The sequence below is a fragment of the Planomonospora sp. ID82291 genome (assembly GCF_015711645.1).
In the GTDB taxonomy this organism is placed as follows: domain Bacteria; phylum Actinomycetota; class Actinomycetes; order Streptosporangiales; family Streptosporangiaceae; genus Planomonospora.
Window position 1 is genome coordinate 2045059 of record NZ_JABTEX010000001.1, and the last position, 21035, is coordinate 2066093.

Consider the following 21035-nt stretch of genomic DNA (forward strand, 5'->3'; position numbering starts at 1 on the left):
TCGGTCGCCGGGCCGGCCGTCGGGCCGGTCGCAGGGCCGGGCTCCGGACCGATCACCGGACGACCGCGTCGGAAGTCACCGTACGGCACCGCCCCGGAGGCGGTCCCACGCGGTGGCCCGCCACGGGGGAACCGGCTCCGCGAGGGGCCGCCGCCCCCGGGGAAGAGGGCGGCGGCCCCGGGTCACGCGAGGTCGGGTCCCGGGGTGTCCACCCCGACGTGGTCGGGGAAGGCGCCGCCGCCGAACGTGTCGCGCAGCTGCAGTTCCTGCTCGATCACCCCGGCCAGCCGGCGCACGCCCTCGTGGATGCGCTCGGGCTCCGGGTAGCAGTAGGACAGCCGCATGTGCCGGGCGCCGCTCCCGTCGGCGAAGAACCCGGTGCCCGGGACGAACGCCACCCGCTCGGCGACCGCCCGGGGCAGCAGCGCCTTGGAGTCCAGCCCTTCGGGGAGGGTGGCCCAGACGAAGAACCCGCCGCCCGGCCGCGTCCAGGAGCACTCGGCGGGCATCAGGGACTCCAGCGAGGAGAGCATGGTGTCCCGGCGCTCGCGGTAGAGCTCCCGGAAGGTCTTGATCTGCTCGCGCCAGGGCTGGGTGGCGAGGTACTCGCCCACGGCGAGCTGGGTGAAGGCGGAGTGCGACAGCACGGCCGACTCCATCGCCAGCACCAGTTTGTCGCGGATGGCGTGCGGGGCGAGCGCCCAGCCCACCCGGAAGCCGGGCGCCAGCGTCTTGGAGAACGAGCCCAGGTAGACCACCCCGTCGGGGTTGTCGGCGCGCAGCGCCCGCATGGGCTCGCCGTCGAAGCCGAGCAGGCCGTACGGATTGTCCTCGACGATGAGCACGCCCGCCCGCTGGCAGATGTCCAGCACCTGCGCCCGGCGCGCGGCGTTGAGCGTCACCCCCGCCGGGTTCTGGAAGGTGGGGATCGTGTAGAGGAACTTGATGCGGCTGCCCGCGGTCTGCAGCGCGTAGACGGTCTGCGCCAGCGACTCGGGGATGAGGCCCTCGTCGTCCATCGCCAGGTGCACGACCTTCGCCTGGTAGGCGGCGAAGGTGCCCAGCGCCCCCACGTAGGAGGGCCCCTCGGCGAGGATGACGTCGCCGGGGTCGATGAAGATGCGGGTGATGAGGTCGAGGGCCTGCTGTGAGCCGACGGTCACCACGACGTCGTCGGCGTGCCCCTCGATCCCCTCCAGGCGCATGACGTCGCAGATCTGCTCGCGCAGGTGCGGGTCGCCCTGGCCGGAGCCGTACTGGAGCGCGACCGGGCCGCGGCGGGCCACGAGGTCGGCGACGAGCTCTCCCACGACGTCCAGGGGGAGGGCGGTGACGTACGGCATGCCGCCGGCCAGCGAGACCACCTCGGGCCTCGACGCGACGGCGAAGAGAGCTCGGACCTCGGAGGCGACCATCCCGGTAGCCCGTGCGGCGTACCGGTCGACGTAGGCATCGATGCGCGACCCGTGGGCCGCGACGGTCCGACCGTGATCCGAATCCTGGGGCACGGTCCACCTCCTCGTCGTAGGGGAGCACAACGTGCTCAAGTTAGATAAACCAGGGTACGTCAGCGGTCCCTGTACCCCCCGTGGGGGATCGGAGCCCTGAAACGATGACCTCCGCTGGGCTACGATGCCAGCTGGGGAAGCGGTTTTCGCGGGTTTTCCCACCGTGGCCAGGAAGGCCTGGGCACTCGTCTCGCACGCGATTGGGGCCAACAGGTGTCGCGTCGGTTGGTGAACGTCACTCTCGACAACCTCGACGACCTGCCGCGCCGCTGCCGCCGGTGCATCTTCTGGGAGCTCGATCCGGTCAGCGGAGACCGGGCCCTGGAGGCCGGCGACCCGGGGCTGGAGAAGGAGGCGTGGATCTCCTCCACCCTGCTGGAGTGGGGCGGCTGCGGGAAGATCGCCTATGTGGACGGCGCCGCGGCCGGCTTCGTGCTCTACGCGCCCCCGCTCTACGTGCCGCGCTCGGCGGCCTTCCCCACCTCGCCGGTCAGCGCCGACGCCGTGCTGCTCATGACCGCGCACATCGTCCCGGAGTTCTCCGGCGGCGGTCTGGGCCGGATGCTGGTCCAGGGCGTGGCCAAGGACCTGACCCGGCGCGGGGTGCGGGCGATCGAGGCGTTCGGGGACCTGAAGTGGGAGCAGCCGGGGGCGTGCGTCATGCCCGCCGACTACCTGCTGGCGGTCGGCTTCAAGACGGTCCGGCCGCACCTGCGCTTCCCCCGGCTCCGCCTGGAGCTCAAGACCGCCGTCTCGTGGCGCGAGGACGTCGAGGTGGCACTGGAGCGGCTCCTGGGGTCGATGAGCCCGGAGCGGGCCCTGCGGCCCGTCTGAGATGAGCTGAACCCCCGCCCGGAAGGCCCGGAGATCCGACGCGGCGCCTCCGGACGCGCGAGAGCCCCCTCGGGGGGAGGGGGCTCTCACTTGGGTGGGTGTGCCGCTCGGAAGCGGGTGGTACGGCCCGGCGTCGCCGTGGGGAGCGACCGGCCGCAGGGGGCGTTCCAGGGGTCCGGAGGCCGCCTAGATGATGCCCTCGAGCTCGCGGAGCAGCATGGCCTTCGGCTTGGCGCCGATGATCTGCTTCACGACCTCTCCGTTCTTATAGACGTTCATCGTCGGGATCTGGAGTACGCCGTACTTCTGGGCGATCGCCTGATTCTCGTCGACGTTGAGCTTGACGATGGTCAGCTTCTCGCCCTGCTCTCCGGCGATCTCCTCCAGGATCGGCGCGACCTGGCGGCACGGGCCGCACCACTCGGCCCAGAAGTCGACGAGGACGGGCTTGTCGCTCTTGAGCACGTCGGCCTCGAAGCTGGCCTCGGTCACGTTCTTGATGGCGCCCACTGTTTGCTCCCTGATGGTCCGGGTCTTGCGTCCCTGCCGACCGGCAGCCGACCGGCTGTCGGTTCGCTGTCGGTTCTGGTGGTCACTGCTCGCCGTGCTCGGCCAGCCAGCGCTCGGCGTCCAGCGACGCGGCGCAGCCGGTGCCCGCGGCGGTGATCGCCTGGCGGTAGGTGTGGTCGACCACGTCGCCGGCGGCGAAGACGCCGTCGAGGTTGGTGCGGGTCGAGGGGGAGTCGACCTTGACGTAGCCCTCGTCGTCGAGGTCCACCTGGCCCTTGACCAGCTCGGTGCGCGGGTCGTGGCCGATCGCGACGAACAGGCCGGTGACGGCGAGTTCGCTCTCCTCGCCGGTCTTGAGGTTGCGCAGCCGTACGCCGGAGACCTTCTCCTCGCCGAGGACGTCGACGACCTCGCTGTCCCAGACGAAACGGATCTTGTCGTTGGCGAACGCGCGCTCCTGCATGATCTTGCTGGCGCGCAGCTCGTTCCGGCGGTGCACGACGGTCACCGAGGCGGCGAACCGGGTGAGGAAGGTGGCCTCCTCCATGGCGGTGTCGCCACCGCCGACGACCACGATGTCCTGGCCGCGGAAGAAGAAGCCGTCGCAGGTGGCGCACCAGGAGACGCCCCGGCCGGAGAGCCGCTTCTCGTTGGGCACGCCCAGCTCGCGGTAGCCCGAGCCGGTGGCCAGGATGACGGTCTTGGCGTGGAAGGTGCCGGTGGCGGTCTTGACGACCTTGGGGGTGACGGTCAGATCGACCTCGACCACGTCGTCCGCGACGAGCTCGGCGCCGAACCGCTCGGCCTGCTTGCGCAGGCCGTCCATCAGGTCGGGGCCCATGATGCCGTCGGGGAACCCGGGGAAGTTCTCCACCTCGGTGGTGTTCATCAGCGCGCCGCCCGCGGTGACCGACCCCTCGAACACCAGGGGGTTGAGGTCGGCGCGTGCGGAGTACACCGCCGATGTGTAACCGGCGGGACCCGATCCGATGATGATCACATTGCGGACGTCCATCACGCGTTGCGCCTCTCCCTCTGCTGTTGCCAGTCGCGTCAACAGATCCTAGGCGTCGATGATTCCCCGTGACGCCGGAGCCCGGCACGGACGGGTCCGTGCCGGGCTCCTGAACGGTCCGGGCGGGGCTACCGCCAGTTCGCGAGCGCGGGCTTGCGCACGGTCTCGCAGGACGGGCCGACCACGTGCACCCGCACGCGGTTCCTGGGCTGGTCGTGCCAGAACAGGATGATGTTGGCCTCCTGCCCGTTGTAGAAGCCCCGGTCGACGGCGAACGGCTGCTTGCCGACCTTCGCGGAGACCTGCCGCACGCAGCGGGTCAGCTCGGAGGTGTCCGCGGTGCCCAGGACGGGCGCCGGGCTGATGTACTCCATCAGCGAGCCGCGGAGCTCCTTGTCGGTGTAGTTCCAGTTGCTGTCGGTCAGCTGGTACTTCGGAGCCACGGTCGGCAGGGGCTGCGCGATCAGCGGCTGCTGCTCCGGCCCGGCCGCCGAGAGCATGCCGGTCGCCATCACGGTCGCTCCGGCGACCGCCGCCGCCACGCCCGCCACCGCGGCGACCGACGCCCAGCGGCGCCGTCCGGCGGTCCTGCGCCGCCGGGCCGGGGTCACCGGGATGACGGTGCCGTCGTCGCCGACGACCCCCAGCACCGGCACCGGCACCGGCTCGGGCTGGATCTCACGCTCGGGCTCCGGCTCCGGTGCGGTGAGCGCGGGCTCCGGCGCCGGGGGAGGTGCGGCCTCCCAGGGCGCGTCGCGCATCATGTCGTCCCAGGCCGGTGCCTCCACCAGCCCGATTCCACCTCCACGGAAGTTCTCGGCCTCGGCGGCCAGCGCCCGGTCGATGCGGAGCGCGACCCCCATCGGCATCGCCGGGGTGGGCGTCGCCGCCAGAAGCTCACGGACCGCTGCGAGGTCGGCGAGGCTCTCACCACAGGGATCGCAGATCGCGAGATGCTCGCGGACCCGCATGGCCGTGGCGGCGTCGAGGAGGCCCTCGGCCAGTTCGGCCAGGACCTCCAGGTCGTAGTGCGTATCACCCGTCACGAAGTTCTGCTCCCTTCGCCGATGAGACGCGAGACAGGTCGGATCGGTTCCGCAGATGCGAAAGAATGGGGACAAGTTTCGCGCGACCACGTGCGCACCGGCTCTTCACGGTACCGCTCGGCACCTGCAGGACCTGGGCCGCGTCCTCGACCGAGTAGCCCATCATGTCGACGAGCACCAGGGCCGCCCGCTGGTCGGCGGGGAGCAGCTTGAGCGCCGACGAGACCTCCATGGAGACCTCGCGCTCGGCCGTCCGGTCGGGCACCGGGCTCTCGCGCTCGGCGGCCTCGATCAGCTCGTCGTCGGCGACGGGCCGGACGGACTTGCGGCGCATGCGGTCCAGGCAGGCGTTCACCACGATGCGGTGCAGCCACGTGGTGACGGCCGCCTCGCCGCGGAAGCTGCCCGCCTTGCGGTAGGCGGAGACGAACGCGTCCTGCACGGCGTCGGCCGCCTCGTCGGGATCGCCCAGCGTGCGCAGGGCGACCGCCCACATGCGGTCGCGGTGGCGCTTGACCAGCTCACTGAAAGCGTGCGGATCCCCGGCGATGTGCCGGGTCAGCAGATCGGCGTCGGACGTGGCCGCCCGCGCCTCCTGCTGATCCGCCATCGGCGGGGTATCGGGTGGGGAATTCACAAGGAAAGTCCTGCTATGCCGATCCGGGAGAACACCTCTACGGAGTAGATGGTGCCACGAAATCTCTCATGATCGGCAAGAAGAGCGGTAAAACAGATCAAATCGCACCGCTTTCGCCTCGCCGCATCCACCGGTCACTTGACCGCGCGGACCTCCACCTCGTTCACCTGCGCGCGGAACCCCCCCTGGTAGTTGGGCACCTTGGTGAACCAGAGCACGACGTACCGGCCCGGCTTCGGGGACTTGACGGTGAACGTCTCCTTGCCTCCGAGATCGGATGCCTTGTCCACCACGCTGAGGTCCTTCAGACTCCTGGAGTCCCCCACCCGCAGCTCCACCGTGCCGCCCGAGACGGGCCCGAAGTCGGCGGTGACCTCCTTGACCGGCACGCTCTCCTTCAGGTCGAGCAGGATGCCGACGCCCTCCTTCAGCCGGCCGAAGTCGGAGGAGTTGTAGGTGTGCGAGTGCCAGTCGGTGGAGGGCTTGCCGTCGACCGCGTCGCGGAGGCGCTGGTTCTGCTCCGCGCCGTCGCCCATGGGGTCGAAGAGCTCGACCGCGGGGGACTTCACCTCGCGGGTGGAGACGGTCCCCGCCGTGGGCGTGGGCGAGGAGCCGCCGCCGGCCTGCGGGGCGTCGCCCGCCTTGCCGATGCTCCGGCCGAGCGTCCAGGCGCCCAGGCCGACCGCGGCCATGACCAGCAGGACGACCACCCCCACGGCCACCTTGCCGAGCGCCCCGCCGCCTCCGGAGGGGGGCGGCTGGTGGACCGGCCGGTACGGCGGAGGCGGGACGTGGCGCTGCGGGGGCGCGGCGGTGTCCAGACCCTCGGAGCGGGAGACCTCCACCGGGGGGGCTGGCGGCGGCGTGGGCATGGGCATGGGGGCGGGCCGCGGCACCGAGCTGAGCGCCTCGGCGACCTCCGCGGGGCTCGTCAACGGGATCTGGCCGCGCTTGCTCTCCGGCAGCAGCGCCCGGCAGACGATGGTGTCGAGGTAGCCGGGCACGCCGGCGGTGACCTGGCGCGGCGTGCAGTAGTTCCCGTTGTCCGTCGGGGCGACGGGCAGCCCGCCGGGGGCGTCCTCGCCCGGCCAGTGGCCGGTCAGCCCGGCGTACAGCAGGCGGCCGAGGCCCTCGGCGTCACCGCGGGCGGCGTCCTCGACCCGCATGTTGTCGTGCACCACGTCGGCGAGGACCGCGTCGACCCCGAGACCGAGCAGCTTGACCGTGCCGCCCGCCGTCCACACCAGGTGCTCGGGGGTCAGGCAGAGGTGGGGGACCCCGGCCTCGTGGGCGTGGGCCAGCGCCTCGGCGACCTCCGCGACCAGCGCGGCGGCGCGCTCGGGCTCCATCGGCCCGGCGGCGACGAGGTCGGCGAGGTTCTCCCCCGTCACCCACTCGCTGACGACGTAGGAGCAGCCGTCGTCCTCGGTGGCGTCGAAGACCTGGGTCAGCCGCGGGTCGGTGAGGCGGCTGGCCGTGCGGGCGGCCGAGATGACCTCGTTGAGGCGCGGGAAGTCGGGATCGAAGGTGTGGACGGCGACGGGCCGGGCGAGCACCTCGTCGATCGCCTTCCAGAGCGTGGCCCCGTTGGACTCCTGGACGCGGTCTTCGAGCCGGAACCGTTCGGCCAGCTTCGTGCCGGGCTCGATCGCCGAGGAGGTGCTCATGAACTCTCCGAAACTGGGAACGCGTCAGCGTCGCGCCCTGCGGGCACGTCAGGCCTCATCACACGATGCCGGGTGGATCCGCCCACGCCCTCCTGCTTCCACTCACCGCGCGTCGTCACACGCGTCGCACCATGGTAGTGCCGCACCGTTCCACCCGTGTTCTCCCTACCGGACGGGCGGGGAAAACATCGGAGTCACCGGTGTCCTCGCCGTGTGACCATTCCAACGATCGAACGCACCTCGGGGATGCGCATGCGGTGCGCGACGACCAGGTAGAGCGCCATACCGGCCCCGCCGCCCGCCACGAGCATGACGGCCGAGCTGAGCGGGGTCAGGTCGGCCAGTTCGCGGGTGAGCCAGAGCACCCCGAGAGCCGCCAGCGTACCCGGAAGGGCGGCGGTGTACATCCGGGAGAGCCCGGAGGCCACCGCGCGCCCGTTCAGCCCCTGGGCGCGGCGTGCGGCGAGCACCCAGGCGACCACGGTGCCCGTCGCATAGGCGGCGGTGAGCGCGCAGGCCAGTCCCATCACCACGTAGCGCGGCGGCAGGACGGCGGCGGCCAGGAGGCTGAGACCGATGCTCACCGCGGTGTTGCCCGCCCCGATGAAGACCGGGGTGCGGGTGTCGCCGAAGGCGTAGAAGACCCGCAGCAGGAGCTGGAAGAGCGAGAACGGGAGCAGTGCCAGGCCGAAGACCTGGAGCACGTTGCCGATGTAGACGGCGTTGTCCAGGCTGTTGTTGCCCCAGGAGTAGATCAGCACGGTGACCGCCGGGCCCAGCACCATCAGCAGCAGCCCGGCCGGGACCAGCAGGACCGCGACGAGCCGCACGCCGGAGGCGAACTCGTCGCGGACCGTGCCGAGGTCGCCCTCGGCGACCGACCGGCTCATCCGGGGCAGCATCGCGGTGATCACCGAGACGGCGATGATCCCGTAGGGGAGCTGGAAGAGCTGGAACGCCTGGGCGTAGGCGGTGTTGCCCGCGCCCTCGACCTCCCCGCCCGCACCGGAGGCGATCATGGTGGTGACCCAGAAGCCGACCTGGGTGATGAGCACGTAGACGATGCCCCAGCCGGCGGTCCGGCCCATCTCGCCCAGGCCCACGCCGCGCAGGCCGAACCGGGGCCGGAAGCGGAAGCCGGCCCGGTGCAGCGCGACCATCAGCACCAGGCACTGGGCCACGATCCCGGCGGTGGTGCCGAGGCCGAGCAGGGCGAGGTCGGCGTCGCTCACCGCCTCCACGTCCGCGCCCGAGCGTCCCGCCGTCACCAGGTAGAGGACCAGGACGCCGATCATCACGACGTTGTTGAGCACCGGCGCCCACATCGGCGCGGCGAAGCGGTCGCGGGTGTTGAGGACGGCCCCGGCGAGCGCCCCGACGCCGACGAAGGCGATCTGCGGCAGCACGTACCGGGCGAGCATGACCGCGACCTCGGTCTGCCGGGCGCTCCAGTCGTCGTCGGTGTACAGGCCGATCAGCGGCCGGGCGAGCAGCACCGCCGCCGCGGTGAGCACCACCAGCGCCACCGTGCCGATCGTCATCAGCCGCTGCTCGTAGGACCGTCCGCCGTCGGGGTCGCTCTTCTGCCGCCGCACGATCGACGGGACCACGACGCTGCTCAGGATCCCGCCGATGAGGAAGTCGAACAGGATGAACGGGATCGCGTTGGCGACGGTGTAGGCGTCGCCCATGTGCGCGCTGCCGAGCGCGGCCACGAGCACCGCGGCCTTGACGAAGCCGGTGACGCGGGAGACCATCGTGCCCGCGGCCATGATCGCGCTTGCACGCAGGACCCTGCTCATGCTTCTTCCTCCGCTGGGTGGACGCCTGCCGGGTGGGGGTGGGGGAGCCGGGACCTCGCCGGCCGGGATCCGGACGTCAGGACTCGGTTCCGGCCGGCACGCCCGCCCGACGGGACGGGACGGCGCCGGCGGCGGCCCGGCGGGCCCCCCGCCGACGCAGGACGCGCAGGCCCACGGCGGCCAGCATCACCAGCAGGGCCGCCCCCGCGATCACCAGCGCGATCCCGGTGTAGCCGGTGCTGCGCACGGTGAGCTTGACCCGCTGGCCGTACGCGCGGCCGTCGGCGGTGGCGAGCTGGACCGTCACCGAGGTCTGACCGCCGGAGCTGCCCGTGATGGTCATCGGGATCCGCACGGTCTGCGTCTGGCCGCCGGCGATGACGAGCACCTCGTCCCGGTACGACTCGATCTTGAGCCGGGCGGGCTTCAGCGAGGTCACCGCGATCCGGAGCCTGACGGTGCTGCTGCCCCCCTTGCGCTCGTTGCGGACGCTGATCGGCACCTCGCCGTCGTTCCCGGCCAGGGTGCGGATCTGCTCCGCCTGCTCGCTGCCGACGATCCTCACCTGGTCGATCCGGTCCTCGACGGTGCTCCGCACCCGCTCGACGTACGGCTCCGCGGCCCGGGCCCTGTCCCGCCAGGCGGAGGAGGTCAGCCGGAGCAGCGCCAGGTCGAACCGGGCGGAGTCGTCGGTCTCCGGGGCGCCCGCGGGGACGTGGGTGACGGAGGTGGCCAGGTTCGCGCGCTCGGCGATCCGCCGGACGCCCGTCAGGTACTTCTTGCCGAGCTCCCTGCCCCGGTCCTGATCGGTGTAGGTGAGCCCGGCGCGCGCGGTGACCACCTTGCCGGGCTTGACCGCGTCGAGCGTGGCGGGGGAGAGCCAGGGCAGGGACGCGGCGGTCTCGATCAGGCCGGTGACGTAGGCCGGGTCGGGCGACCAGCGGCGCGGCGGGGCGGCCACGACGGTCCTGCGGCCGGTGACGGGCTCCGCGCTGATCACCGCGGTCTCGGCGATGAAGCGCCGGCGGTTCAGCAGGGCCCAGTCGGGGCTGGAGGCCGTGGCGCCGACGATGTCGCTCAGCACCGGGTCGGCCACCAGCGCCTGGACCGGGCCGCTCACGCTCTGCAGGGTGGCGACGGCGTTCGGGGTGGTCGCGGGAGGCGGGGCGACGGCCCCCGGGACCGTGACGGCCGGGACGGCGGGCGGCAGGCCGGCCTCGCTCAGCAGCACGCTGCGGACCCCGGCGACGGCCAGGACGTCCAGCCCGTCGTGGTCGACCATCCCGTCGGCCGGCCAGGCGACGTCGGTGACGACGTCGCGACCGAGGAGCTCCCTGCCGGTCCGCGCGGCCGCCGCGACGCCCTTGCGGGTGGTGCCGTCGAGGCCGTTGTGGGCCAGGGCGGCCACGTCCGGGTCGGCGTAGGGGGTGGCCACGACCGGGGAGCCGGCCAGGGCCGTGCGCAGGGCGCCGAGCCACCGGGCCGCCGTGGCGTCGGCGGGACGGCCCGTCGTCCCGGCAGCGGTCCCGGTCCCGGTCCCGGTCTCGGTGCCGGTCTTCACCCGGTGCGCCTTGCCCAGCGCCCGCACGTCGTCGAGGAGGGCGGGGTCGACCACCCAGGTGACCCCCTTGGCCGCGCCCTTGGCCGCGGCGACGCCCTCGGCGGTCTTCAGCAGGTCGTCGAGGCGCCTGCCCTCCGCCAGGCCGGCGGGCAGGTCGTCGTCGAGGAAGGTGTCGTCGTCGGCCCGGTGCGGCTGGTCGATGACCGGCAGGACCACGGCGAGGCGGGTGCGCGGGATCCGCGGGGCCCCGGTCTCCTCCGGCAGGTAGGTCAGGAAGGTGCGCTGCACGGCGACCTGCACGCCTGCGGCGTCGACCGCCTCGACCGTCAGCGGGTAGACGCCGAACCGGTACAGGCCCAGCTGCTGCGGGGTGAAGACGAACTCCCACGGCAGCTTGGCCGAGGCCGCCAGCGGCTGCTGGAGCCAGCTCTCGTCACGCAGGCCGCCCGGCTGGACGTGCTCCTGACCGCTCAGATAGGCGGCCATGTCGGCCCGCCGGACGAAGGGCCGGGCCGAGTAGCGCAACCGGTAGCGCAGGCCGGTCCGGGCCTCGGTGCCGGTGTTCGCCAGCGTGCCGGAGACCCTGATCTCGGTGGCGGGCTCCTTCGGCAGCTCCGGGGTGATCGACCCGATCACGAGCTGGAGGGTCTGGCGGACCGCCGCCGCCGTTCCTGCGGTCGCCGTACCGCCGCCGGCCACGGCCGCGAGGGAGAGCAGCGTGGCGAGCAGGACGACGAGCGGCACGTGCTTGCGGATCACGTGCCGGCCAAGGGTGAAATACGGCGCACGCCCGCAATGCTATGGCCTATCCGACGAGCCGGGCGGTCATCGGCTCTCCTCGGGGGCGGGGGACGGACAGGTCGACGATCTTCCCGGGGATGAGGGAGAGCAGGTCGCCGGCGTCGATCCGGAGCGCCGTGTGGCGTTCTCCCGCCGGGGTGTGGACGGGGCCGTCGATCCGGGTGAGCCGCTCGTCCACCAGCACGGTCAGGCCGTCGGGGAGCAGCAGCGGGCAGACGAGTCCGGCGGCGTAGTCGGTGGCGGAGTTCACGGTGAAGGCGGCGGCCGGGCGGACCCGGCGCACGTCCAGGACGCCGCCGACCGTGCCGGGCCGGGGCGGGGCGCCGACCGGGGCGACGGTCGCGACGACCTCGGGGCCGATCCGGGAGTCGACCTCGAACACGGAGACGCCCACGCAGGTGGCGGGATCGGCGGACAGGACCTCGGGCAGCTCGTCGGCACTCGTCAGCACACGGGGAAGGCGTACGATCTCATGATGGATCTGGAGCGAGAGGAGCCAGCGGTGGATCGCGAGGGCGTCCTTCATACGGGTCCTCCTTGCCTCGGCGCTCGGCTCGGCCCTGACCGCGGCTGAACGTAGCCTGGTGATCGCTGTACGGCGTCTCCCCAGTGGGGAACGTGTTCCCTGACCGAAGGACCTACCCGGTTTGTCCCTTTCAAATCTGTCTGAGAGCCAGCGGCACGGCATGACCGAGCTGTTCCGCAAGATCGCACCGGTCGTCGACGAGCTCGGTGAGCTGTTCGCGGCGCGGGGTTACGAGATCGCCCTGGTGGGCGGCTCGGTCCGCGACGTCTTCCTCGGCCGGATCGGCAACGACCTCGACCTGACGACGGACGCGCGGCCCGAGACGGTCCTGGAGCTCATCCGCGACTGGGTCGACTCGATCTGGACGATCGGCATCGACTTCGGCACGGTCGGCGCGCGCAAGGGCAACTGGCTGCTGGAGATCACCACCTACCGCAGCGAGTCGTACGACCCGAAGTCGCGCAAGCCCGAGGTGGTCTACGGCGACACGCTGGAGGGCGACCTGGCCCGGCGCGACTTCGCGGTCAACGCGATGGCGCTGCGGCTGCCCGGCCGGGAGTTCGAGGACCCGCACGGCGGCCTGGACGACCTGCACGCCAAGGTCCTGCGCACCCCCGGCCCCCCGGAGCGGTCCTTCGACGACGATCCGCTGCGGATGCTGCGCGCCGCCCGGTTCGCCAGCCAGCTCGGGTTCGCCGTGGACCCGGCGGCGCTGGAGGCGATGACCGCGATGGCCGGGCGGATCGAGATCGTCTCCGCCGAGCGCATCCGCGACGAACTGGACAAGCTGATCTGCGGCGACCACCCGCGCGAGGGCCTGCGGCTCCTGGTCGAGTCGGGCCTGGCCGCGCACGTCCTGCCCGAGCTGCCCAGGCTCCGCCTGGAGATCGACGAGCACCACCGGCACAAGGACGTCTACGAGCACACGCTGATCGTGCTGGAGCAGGCGATCGACCTGGAGGAGGGCGGTCCTGACCGCATCCTGCGCTGGTCGGCGCTCCTGCACGACGTGGGCAAGCCCAAGACCCGCCGCCACGAGCCCGGGGGCCGGGTCTCCTTCCACCACCACGAGGTCGTGGGCGCCCAGCTCGCCAAGAAGCGCCTGACGGAGCTGAAGTTCCCCAAGGACGTGGTGGCCGACGTCGCCCGCCTGGTCGAGCTCCACCTGCGCTTCCACGGCTACGGCACGGGCGAGTGGACCGACTCGGCGGTGCGCCGCTACGTCCGGGACGCCGGCCACCTGCTGGAGCGGCTGCACAAGCTGACCCGCGCCGACTGCACCACCCGCAACCGGCGCAAGGCCCAGACGCTCTCGCGCACCTACGACCAGCTCGAAGAGCGCATCGCCCGGCTCGCCGAGGAGGAGGAGCTCGGCAAGATCCGCCCCGAGCTCGACGGCAACGAGATCCAGGAGATCCTCGGGGTGCCGCCGGGCCCGGTGGTCGGGCGCGCCTACAAGTTCCTCCTCGACCTGCGGATGGACGAGGGCGTCGTCGGCAAGGAGGCCGCGGCCGAGGCCCTGCGGGAGTGGGCCGGGGCCAACGGGGTGCTGCCCGGCTGACGGGCCGCGGCCGGTGCGTGCCGTACGGCGGGCCGGCGGGCCCCGGCCGGGTTAGGGTGGCGCGGTGGACGCGATCGATGGGGACGTGCCGGCGCTCGACCGCGCGCACGTGTGGCACCCGTACGCCTCCGTGCCCCCGCAGGTGCCGGTCCACCAGGTGGTGCGGGCCTCCGGGGTGCGGCTGACGCTCGCCGACGGGCGCGAGCTGGTCGACGGGATGTCGTCGTGGTGGGCGGCGATCCACGGCTACGGCCACCCGCGCCTCGACGGCGCCCTGACCGCGCAGCTCGCCGACATGGCGCACGTCATGTTCGGCGGCCTCACCCACGAGCCCGCCGTACGGCTGGCGCGCACGCTGGCGGAGATGACCGGGCTGCCGAAGGTCTTCCTCGCCGATTCCGGCTCGGTGGCCGTCGAGGTGGCGATCAAGATGGCCGTCCAGTTCACCGGGCGGCACCGCCTGCTGACGGTCAGGGGCGGCTACCACGGCGACACCTTCGGGGCGATGGCCGTCTGCGACCCGGTGAACGGCATGCACCACCTGTTCTCCGGCGCGCTCCCGCGGCACGTGTTCGCCCCCCGGCCCCCCGCCGACCACGACGAGGCCTACCTCGCCGAGCTGGCGGAGACGGTCGCCCGGCACGCCTCCGAGCTGGCGGCGATCATCGTCGAGCCGGTCGTCCAGGGCGCCGGCGGCATGCACTTCTACCACCCGGCCCACCTGCGGCGGCTCCGCGAGCTGGCCGACGAGCACGGCCTGCTCCTGATCGCCGACGAGATCGCCACCGGCTTCGGCCGGACCGGCGAGCTGTTCGGCTGCGACCACGCGGGGATCCGGCCCGACATCATGTGCCTGGGCAAGGCGCTGACCGGCGGCTACCTGTCCCTGGCGGCGACGCTGTGCACCGAGCGGGTCGCGGCGGGCATCGGCACGCTGATGCACGGGCCGACCTTCATGGGCAACCCGCTGGCCGCCGCCGTCGCGAACGCCTCCCTGGACCTGCTGGCCGAGCGCCCGTGGCGGCAGGAGGTCGCCCGGATCGAGCGGGGGCTGACCGCGGGCCTGGCCGGGGCGGCGGACGCCCCCGGGGTGAAGGACGTGCGGGTGCTCGGCGCGATCGGCGTGGTCGAGACGCGGGAGCCGGTCGACGTCGGGCGCGTCCAGGACACCGTCATGCGGCACGGCGTCTGGCTCCGGCCCTTCGGCCGGCTGATCTACACGATGCCGCCGTACGCCACGGACGACGACGACCTGGCGCGGATCACGGCCGCGATGACGGCCGCGGTCGCGGACATCGGCCGGGACGCCTGACGGGGATCACGGCCGCGATGACGGCTGCTGCTGCGGATATCGGCCGGGACGCCTGACGATCCGGTAGAGCACGGCGCCGCCGGCGTATCCGGCGGTGACGAGGACCAGCACGGTCAGTGACTTCCCGTCGGCCGGGAGCAGCGCCGCCGCGCAGGCCGCGGCCAGCACGTAGCTGCCGTTGAAGAGCATGTCGTAGATCGAGAACGCCCGGCCGAGGTAGGCGTCGTCGACGTCCCGCTGGACGGCCGTGTCCGCGCAGATCTTGACGCTCTGCCCGGCGATGCCCAGCACGAAGCCGGCCGCCGCGAACCCCCACTGCTGGAACGGCGCGCACAGCGCGAAGGTGAGCACCCCGGCGGTGACGAGCATGGCCGGGACCCAGCGGTGCAGCCCGAACCGCTCGGTGGCCCACGGGGTGACCAGCACGGCCAGGAAGTAGCCGACCCCGGAGGTGGCGACCACGACGGTGACCGCGTCCAGGGCGTCCTCGGCGCTCTCGGCGAAGTAGTAGCGCGAGAGCATGACGAGCATCGCCGTGCACATGCCGTACATGAACCGGTGGGTGGCCATCGCGCCCATCGCGGCGGCGGCGGCGCGGTGGCCCGCGATGTGCCGGGCGCCGTCGGCGAGGCCGCTGAGGACGTGCCGTACGGCCTCGCGGGCCTGCGGCCGGTCCGGGTCGTAGGCCGGGCCGAGCAGCGCCCGGTCCATGGTCCGGGCGATCAGCGCGCTGAGCCCGAAGATCAGGCCGGAGATCAGCAGGAGCACGGCGACGCCCTGGTCGTCGCTGCCGAGGACCTTCCTGAGCAGGATGCCCGCGCCCACGCCGACGAAGGTCAGCACGGTGCCGGAGGTGGGGGTGACCGCGTTGGCCACCATCAGCCGGTCGGCCGGGACGACGTGCGGGAGCGAGGCCCCGAGCGCGGCCAGGAAGAACCGGTTCACCCCGAGCACGCAGAGCGCGGCGGCGTAGAAGACGGCGTCGGGGGCGCCGCCGGCCAGCAGCGCCGCGGTGGCCAGTAGCAGCGTGCCCCGGACCAGCGGCGCGACGACCAGGATCCGCTGCCGGGACCACCGGTCGATGAACACGCCGACGAAGGGCCCCAGCACGGAGTACGGCAGGAGCAGCACGGCCAGGCCGGCGGCGATCTGGACGGCGCTGGTGCTCTGCTCCGGGCTGAAGAACGCGAATCCGGCCACCGCGAACTGGAAGATCCCGTCGGAGAACTGGGAGACCAGGCGGGTGCCGTACAGCCGCCGGAAGTCCCGGCCCTCCAGGACGACGCGGAGATCGGATACGAATGACACGGGCTCAGCCTACGTGCGGGACGGGCCCGGGGGATCGGGGATGCCCCTGAGATCACCAAGGGGCGTATGTTGACTTCCCGCCCCGTATCGCCGAATGGGCGTGATGGGTAGACATGATCACGTACTCTCGATCCGTGACACCTGATGAACACGTCGTGCTCGTCGACGTCGAGGGCAACGCGGTCGGTACGGCGCCGAAGGCGGCGGTGCACGGCCCCGACACCCCTCTGCACCTCGCCTTCTCCAGCTATGTGTTCGACACCGACGGCAGGGTGCTCCTCACCCGGCGGGCGTCGCACAAGCTCACCTGGCCGGACGTGTGGACCAACAGCTGCTGCGGCCACCCCCTGCCGGGCGAGTCGACCCACGACGCGGTGGTCCGGCGGCTGGACTACGAGCTCGGGCTCACGGTCGTCGCGGCGGACCTGCTGCTGCCGCGGTTCTCCTACCGGGCCGTGATGGACAACGGCGTCGTCGAGCGCGAGCTCTGCCCGGTCTACCGGGTCGTCGTCGGCACCGCGACCGGCACCGTGGCCGGCACCGTGGCCGTGCCCAACCCCGACGAGGTCGGGGAGGTGCGGTGGACGCCGTGGAAGGAGTTCGCCCAGGGGGTGCTCGACGGGAGCCTGGCGATCTCCCCGTGGTGCCGGGAGCAGGTTCCCCACCTCGACGGGCTCGGCGCCGACCCCCTGCTCTGGCCCGTCGCCGACCCGGCCGACCTCCCGCCCGCGGCGCGCTGACGCCGGGCGGTCCCGGCCGGGCGCGGTGAGGGCGTGGTCAGTGGCCGCCGCCCGCCAGGTTGAGGCCGATGACGCCGCAGAGGATGAGGGCGATCGAGGCGATCTTGAGGAGGGACGCGTCCTCGCCCAGTGCGATCATGCCCAGCGCGGCGGTGCCGACGGCGCCGATGCCCGTCCAGACGGCGTAGGCCGTGCCGACGTCGAGGCTCTTGAGAGCGAAGGCGAGCAGGCCGAAGCTGAGGACGGCGGAGACGGCGAAGCCGATGCTCGGCAGCGGTGCGGAGAACCCGTCGCTGAGCTTGAGCGAATAGGCCATGGCGACCTCGAACAGGCCGGCGACGACGATCATGATCCAGGCCATGACGGCTCCCTTCGGTGCAGGAGCGTCGTCTTCGCAGGCCGGGTACGGCGCGTCTCGTCCGGGCGGCCCCGGAAGCGGGCCCGCAGCGGTGACAACGGCGGTGGTCTCCAGAGGATTCCCACCCCGGCAGGATGGCCGCAGGCGACGGCGAGATCGAGGCAGGGCCTCGCCTCAGTAGAGATCGGCCAGTGTCACCAGGACGACGTCGCCGCGACGCCGGGCCTCGGCCTCCAGGTCGGCGGTGAAGCCGTTCCTGGCGAAGATCACCAGCTTGGCGTCCTCCGCCGGAACGCGCTTGGCGGTGATGACCGCCCGGAGGTGGTCCAGCCGGTGCAGGTCGGCGCTGCCGCGGGGCTCTGCGGTGTACTTCGCCTCGCCCAGCACACTCACCGCCGGACCCTTCGACCGGGCCTGCTCTCCCGGACCCAGCATGATCACATCGATCTGGTGGCTCTTCCGGCACTCGGGGCATGAGATCGTCGTCTCCCCGACCTCGCCGCCGCCGTCCAGGCCGAGCCGCTCCACGCCGTAGACCCCGGTCCAGCGGCGGCAGACCTCCTCGAAAGCCGGTCCGAGGATCTTGGACTGGACCGTGTCCCGTGCGGCGGCCCAGACCGCCTCCGCGTTTCCCAGTTCGGCGTCGTGGACGCGCGGCTGCACCACCAGGTGGTGGAACCGGAGCAGGGGGTCGCTCAGGCGGTAGGAGATCTTGCGCTGGTAGAGCACGTCCTCCTCCTTGGCGATGAGGCGACGACGCTGGCGATTCGGCCCCGACCGTCAGCAGGCGGCGGGACAGGCGGTGTGCGGAGCCGGATACTGATACCCCTTTTGCCGGGAGAAGCGGCGGTTGAAGATCATCTTTCTCGCCTCCGCGCTCGAACGGCCATGACCATACCTCGAACGGCCATGACCATACAGAGCACGGCCCCCACCAGAGACGTCACCAGGATCGGATTGACATAGGCCGGCACCAGGTCCGTCGTCGTCCCGTCCTCCCAATGGCAGAGATGCCGGATCGGGAACCAGGTCCAGGAGACATATGGGGAACCCAACGGCCTGCTCGTGCAGTATTCGTCGAGCGGGAGCAGCGTCGCGAATTCTCCACTCCATAGGGCGTGCACGTAGATGGCGGCCGCCGTGAGCAGCGCCATGCACGACATCGCGACCCAGCGGCGGGAACTCATGGTTCGTGTCCCATCGCTGCTCCTCATGGATCGGATTCGTGCACCCTCTTCGTTCACTCTGGCGTAGTTCACCTGCAACCGGTCTCGAGAAGAGAAGAGCCCTCCGCCCCGGGAGGACGGAGGGCTCTCGGACATCAGAGGTCAGCGCTCGACCTCGCCGCGGATGAACTTCTCGACGTAGTCGTGGGCCTCCTCGTCGGAGTACTGCTCCGGCGGGGACTTCATGAAGTAGGAGGAGGCCGAGAGGATCGGGCCGGCGACGCCCCGGTCCAGGGCGATCTTGGCGGCGCGGACGGCGTCGATGATGACGCCGGCGGAGTTGGGGGAGTCCCACACCTCCAGCTTGTACTCCAGGTTCAGCGGGGTGTCGCCGAAGGAGCGGCCCTCCAGGCGGACGTAGGCCCACTTGCGGTCGTCCAGCCACGGCACGTGGTCCGACGGGCCGATGTGCACGTCGGCCTTGGCCATCTCGTGCGGGATCTGCGAGGTGACCGACTGGGTCTTGGAGATCTTCTTGGACTGCAGGCGCTTGCGCTCCAGCATGTTCATGAAGTCCATGTTGCCGCCGAAGTTGAGCTGGTAGGTGCGGAGCAGCTCCACGCCGCGGTCCTCGAACAGCTTGGCCATGACCCGGTGGGTGATGGTCGCGCCGACCTGGGACTTGATGTCGTCGCCGACGATCGGCACGCCCGCGTCGGTGAACTTCTGCGCCCACTCGGGGTCGGAGGCGATGAACACCGGCAGCGCGTTGACGAAGGCCACCTTGGCGTCGATGGCGCACTGGGCGTAGAAGCGGTCCGCCTCCTCCGAGCCCACCGGCAGGTAGGAGACGAGCACGTCCACCCGGGCGTCCTTGAGGGCCTGCACGACGTCGACCGGGGCGTCGTCGGACTCCTCGACCATCTCGCGGTAGTACTCGCCGAGGCCGTCGAGGGTGTGGCCGCGCTGCACGGTCACCCCGGTCGGCGGCACGTCGCAGATCTTGATGGTGTTGTTCTCCGAGGCCACGATCGCCTCGGACAGGTCGCGGCCGACCTTCTTGGCGTCGACGTCGAACGCGGCGACGAACTCGACGTCGCCGACGTGGTAGTCGCCGAACTTCACGTGCATCAGGCCCGGCACCCGGGTGCCCGGGTCGGCATCCCTGTAGTAGTGCACGCCCTGCACGAGCGACGCGGCACAGTTGCCTACACCGACAATGGCTACGCGCACCGAACCCATGGCACTCGCTCCCCTTAGTTCTGTTTGATCAGTTGTCCTCCGGAGCGGCGGGCCGCTCCGGGCCATCGGTTCCGGGCGAGGGCGCCCGGGACGTGTCTTCGTGTGCCGGCTGCGGCTCCCCGCCCGCGGCGGGGGCTCCGGGGCCGGCGCCCGGGGCCGCTGCGGACCCCCGCCGCTCGGTCTCGATCAGCTCGTTGAGCCACCGCACCTCGCGCTCGACCGACTCCAGGCCGTGGCGCTGGAGTTCGAGGGTGTAGCCGTCCAGCCGCTCGCGCGTGCGGGCCAGGGCCGTGCGGACGGCGTCGAGCCTCTCCTCCAGGCGGCTGCGGCGCCCCTCCAGGATGCGCAGGCGCACCTCGGCCTCGGTGTGCCGGAAGAAGGCGAAGTGGATCCCGAAGCTCTCGTCCTCCCAGGCGGACGGGCCGGCCTGGGTGAGGAGCTCCTGCAGCCGCTCCTTGCCCTCGGCGGTCAGCCGATAGACGATCTTCGACCGGCGGCCGGGGAGGGGGACGGCGCTCTCGGGGGCGGGGTCCTCCTCGACGATGAGCCCGTCCGTCAGCAGCTGGCGCAGGCACGGGTAGAGCGAGCCGTAGGAGAAGGCGCGGAACATGCCGAGCAGGGCGTTGAGTCGTTTGCGCAGTTCGTAGCCGTGCAGCGGGGTCTCGTGCAGCGACCCGAGCACGGCGAGCTCCAGCACGCCGCCTCGTGAACCGGCCACTGGAACCACCACCTCTCGCGCCGATGTATCGAGCCGATACATCAGAAGGATACGTCGGCTCGACATACTCGGCAACGCGCGACTTTCCCAAGAGGTTGGGAGCAAACGCAAAAAAGCCGTAGTCTGACCGTTATGTGGTCACAGCGAGCGGTGGTGGGCTCCGGCTCGCGCGCGCTCCGGACCGTCGATGGGCACGGGGAATTTCACGTCTGCGCAGGAGAGACCCGTCGTGGTTGCTCCCGGAGCCGCCCGGAGGTCGCGTTCGTCCCCGGGAACGGAGATCCCCCCGAAGAGGTCGGCTACTAGTGAGCCAAGGTGCTGAGATGTCCCCTGTCTAAGAGGTAATCTCACCCGCGCCTGCACGCCGTCGTAGACCCCGATGACCGAACGAGGACGCGTTGAGTTACAGCAGCAGCCATGACCCGGAGCCGAGCGGGCCTCAGCAGCGCCCGGACGGATCGGCTCGTCAGGGGCGGCGCCGTCGCTCGAACCCGGGAGCCGCCGCTCCCCGTACCGTCCCCCCGGGCACACCGTCCCAAACCGGTGATCCGAACCGGGGTCTGCCCCACTCCCAGCCGTACGCGCCGCAGGGACCGACGCGGGGGCAGGGTCCCGACCCGCGGTACGGCGCGGCCCCGCCGGGCCACCCGCAGGGCCAGGGCCACCCGCAGGGTCAGGGCCACAGCCAGGGCCACCCGCAGGGTCAGGGCCACAGCCAGGGCC

The 21035-nt window shown here is 71.9% G+C and carries 19 protein-coding genes and 1 riboswitch; of the genes, 4 read left to right on the top strand and 15 right to left on the bottom strand.

The window, feature by feature from the left end; translation table 11 throughout:
- Window positions 1-182: 182 nt before the first annotated feature.
- On the bottom strand, window positions 183-1508 hold the full coding sequence (locus HS045_RS09110; RefSeq protein WP_196450655.1) for a PLP-dependent aminotransferase family protein: 1326 nt from the start codon (window positions 1506-1508) through the stop codon (window positions 183-185).
- 213 nt (window positions 1509-1721) lie between these two features.
- On the opposite strand from HS045_RS09110, the gene HS045_RS09115 reads away from it, so the two are divergent.
- Complete coding sequence (locus HS045_RS09115) at window positions 1722-2342, top strand: GNAT family N-acetyltransferase (protein ID WP_196450656.1); 621 nt, start codon at window positions 1722-1724, stop codon at window positions 2340-2342.
- Between the two features lie 186 nt (window positions 2343-2528).
- Here the strand turns inward: HS045_RS09115 and trxA are convergent, their stop codons facing one another.
- From trxA to HS045_RS09155, 8 genes are all read right to left on the bottom strand, one after another.
- Entirely contained in the window at window positions 2529-2852 is a 324-nt protein-coding gene (trxA, locus tag HS045_RS09120; protein ID WP_196450657.1) for a thioredoxin, read from the bottom strand.
- An 82-nt stretch (window positions 2853-2934) separates the two neighbouring features.
- Window positions 2935-3870 carry a thioredoxin-disulfide reductase gene (gene trxB, locus HS045_RS09125; RefSeq protein ID WP_196450658.1) on the bottom strand — a complete coding sequence of 312 codons (936 nt, stop codon included), beginning with the start codon at window positions 3868-3870 and terminating at the stop codon, window positions 2935-2937.
- A 125-nt stretch (window positions 3871-3995) separates the two neighbouring features.
- Window positions 3996-4913 (bottom strand): anti-sigma factor, encoded by a 918-nt coding sequence (locus HS045_RS09130; RefSeq protein ID WP_196450659.1) that lies wholly within the window; start codon window positions 4911-4913, stop codon window positions 3996-3998.
- Window positions 4903-5523: an RNA polymerase sigma factor SigM gene (sigM, locus tag HS045_RS09135; RefSeq protein ID WP_196450660.1), complete on the bottom strand. Its 621-nt coding sequence runs from the start codon at window positions 5521-5523 to the stop codon at window positions 4903-4905. The genes HS045_RS09130 and sigM overlap by 11 nt, the downstream gene beginning before the upstream one ends.
- A gap of 161 nt (window positions 5524-5684) precedes the next feature.
- Window positions 5685-7217: a protein kinase family protein gene (locus HS045_RS09140; RefSeq protein WP_196450661.1), complete on the bottom strand. Its 1533-nt coding sequence runs from the start codon at window positions 7215-7217 to the stop codon at window positions 5685-5687.
- 194 nt (window positions 7218-7411) lie between these two features.
- Window positions 7412-9019, bottom strand: a complete 1608-nt coding sequence (gene murJ / locus HS045_RS09145) for a murein biosynthesis integral membrane protein MurJ (protein WP_196450662.1) — start codon at window positions 9017-9019, stop codon at window positions 7412-7414.
- A 76-nt stretch (window positions 9020-9095) separates the two neighbouring features.
- The gene (locus HS045_RS09150; RefSeq protein WP_196450663.1) at window positions 9096-11339 is read right to left on the bottom strand and encodes a DUF6049 family protein; all 2244 of its coding nucleotides are present in this window, start codon (window positions 11337-11339) and stop codon (window positions 9096-9098) included.
- Between the two features lie 46 nt (window positions 11340-11385).
- A complete protein-coding gene (locus tag HS045_RS09155; protein WP_196450664.1) occupies window positions 11386-11907 on the bottom strand; it encodes an aminoacyl-tRNA deacylase in 522 nt (173 codons plus the stop codon).
- Window positions 11908-12067: 160 nt separating this feature from the next.
- On the opposite strand from HS045_RS09155, the gene HS045_RS09160 reads away from it, so the two are divergent.
- Window positions 12068-13468: a CCA tRNA nucleotidyltransferase gene (locus HS045_RS09160; protein WP_196450665.1), complete on the top strand. Its 1401-nt coding sequence runs from the start codon at window positions 12068-12070 to the stop codon at window positions 13466-13468.
- A 64-nt stretch (window positions 13469-13532) separates the two neighbouring features.
- Window positions 13533-14780: an adenosylmethionine--8-amino-7-oxononanoate transaminase gene (locus tag HS045_RS09165; RefSeq protein ID WP_307827431.1), complete on the top strand. Its 1248-nt coding sequence runs from the start codon at window positions 13533-13535 to the stop codon at window positions 14778-14780.
- Window positions 14781-14786: 6 nt separating this feature from the next.
- Here the strand turns inward: HS045_RS09165 and HS045_RS09170 are convergent, their stop codons facing one another.
- Window positions 14787-16088 carry an MFS transporter gene (locus HS045_RS09170; RefSeq protein WP_196450666.1) on the bottom strand — a complete coding sequence of 434 codons (1302 nt, stop codon included), beginning with the start codon at window positions 16086-16088 and terminating at the stop codon, window positions 14787-14789.
- Between the two features lie 134 nt (window positions 16089-16222).
- Here HS045_RS09170 and idi point away from each other — a divergent pair, with 134 nt between their 5' ends.
- The gene (idi, locus tag HS045_RS09175; RefSeq protein WP_374191367.1) at window positions 16223-16828 is read left to right on the top strand and encodes an isopentenyl-diphosphate Delta-isomerase; all 606 of its coding nucleotides are present in this window, start codon (window positions 16223-16225) and stop codon (window positions 16826-16828) included.
- Between the two features lie 37 nt (window positions 16829-16865).
- On the opposite strand, the gene HS045_RS09180 is transcribed toward idi, so the two are convergent.
- The 5 genes from HS045_RS09180 to HS045_RS09200 form a co-directional block, all read right to left on the bottom strand.
- A complete protein-coding gene (locus HS045_RS09180) occupies window positions 16866-17189 on the bottom strand; it encodes a multidrug efflux SMR transporter (RefSeq protein ID WP_196450668.1) in 324 nt (107 codons plus the stop codon).
- A gap of 19 nt (window positions 17190-17208) precedes the next feature.
- Window positions 17209-17274: riboswitch (guanidine-III (ykkC-III) riboswitch) on the bottom strand.
- A gap of 86 nt (window positions 17275-17360) precedes the next feature.
- Window positions 17361-17915 (bottom strand): hypothetical protein, encoded by a 555-nt coding sequence (locus HS045_RS09185; RefSeq protein WP_196450669.1) that lies wholly within the window; start codon window positions 17913-17915, stop codon window positions 17361-17363.
- Between the two features lie 128 nt (window positions 17916-18043).
- A complete protein-coding gene (locus tag HS045_RS09190; protein ID WP_196450670.1) occupies window positions 18044-18340 on the bottom strand; it encodes a hypothetical protein in 297 nt (98 codons plus the stop codon).
- Window positions 18341-18514: 174 nt separating this feature from the next.
- On the bottom strand, window positions 18515-19594 hold the full coding sequence (locus tag HS045_RS09195; protein WP_196450671.1) for an inositol-3-phosphate synthase: 1080 nt from the start codon (window positions 19592-19594) through the stop codon (window positions 18515-18517).
- Window positions 19595-19622: 28 nt separating this feature from the next.
- The gene (locus HS045_RS09200) at window positions 19623-20312 is read right to left on the bottom strand and encodes a PadR family transcriptional regulator (protein ID WP_196450672.1); all 690 of its coding nucleotides are present in this window, start codon (window positions 20310-20312) and stop codon (window positions 19623-19625) included.
- Between the last annotated feature and the right edge of the window lie 723 nt (window positions 20313-21035).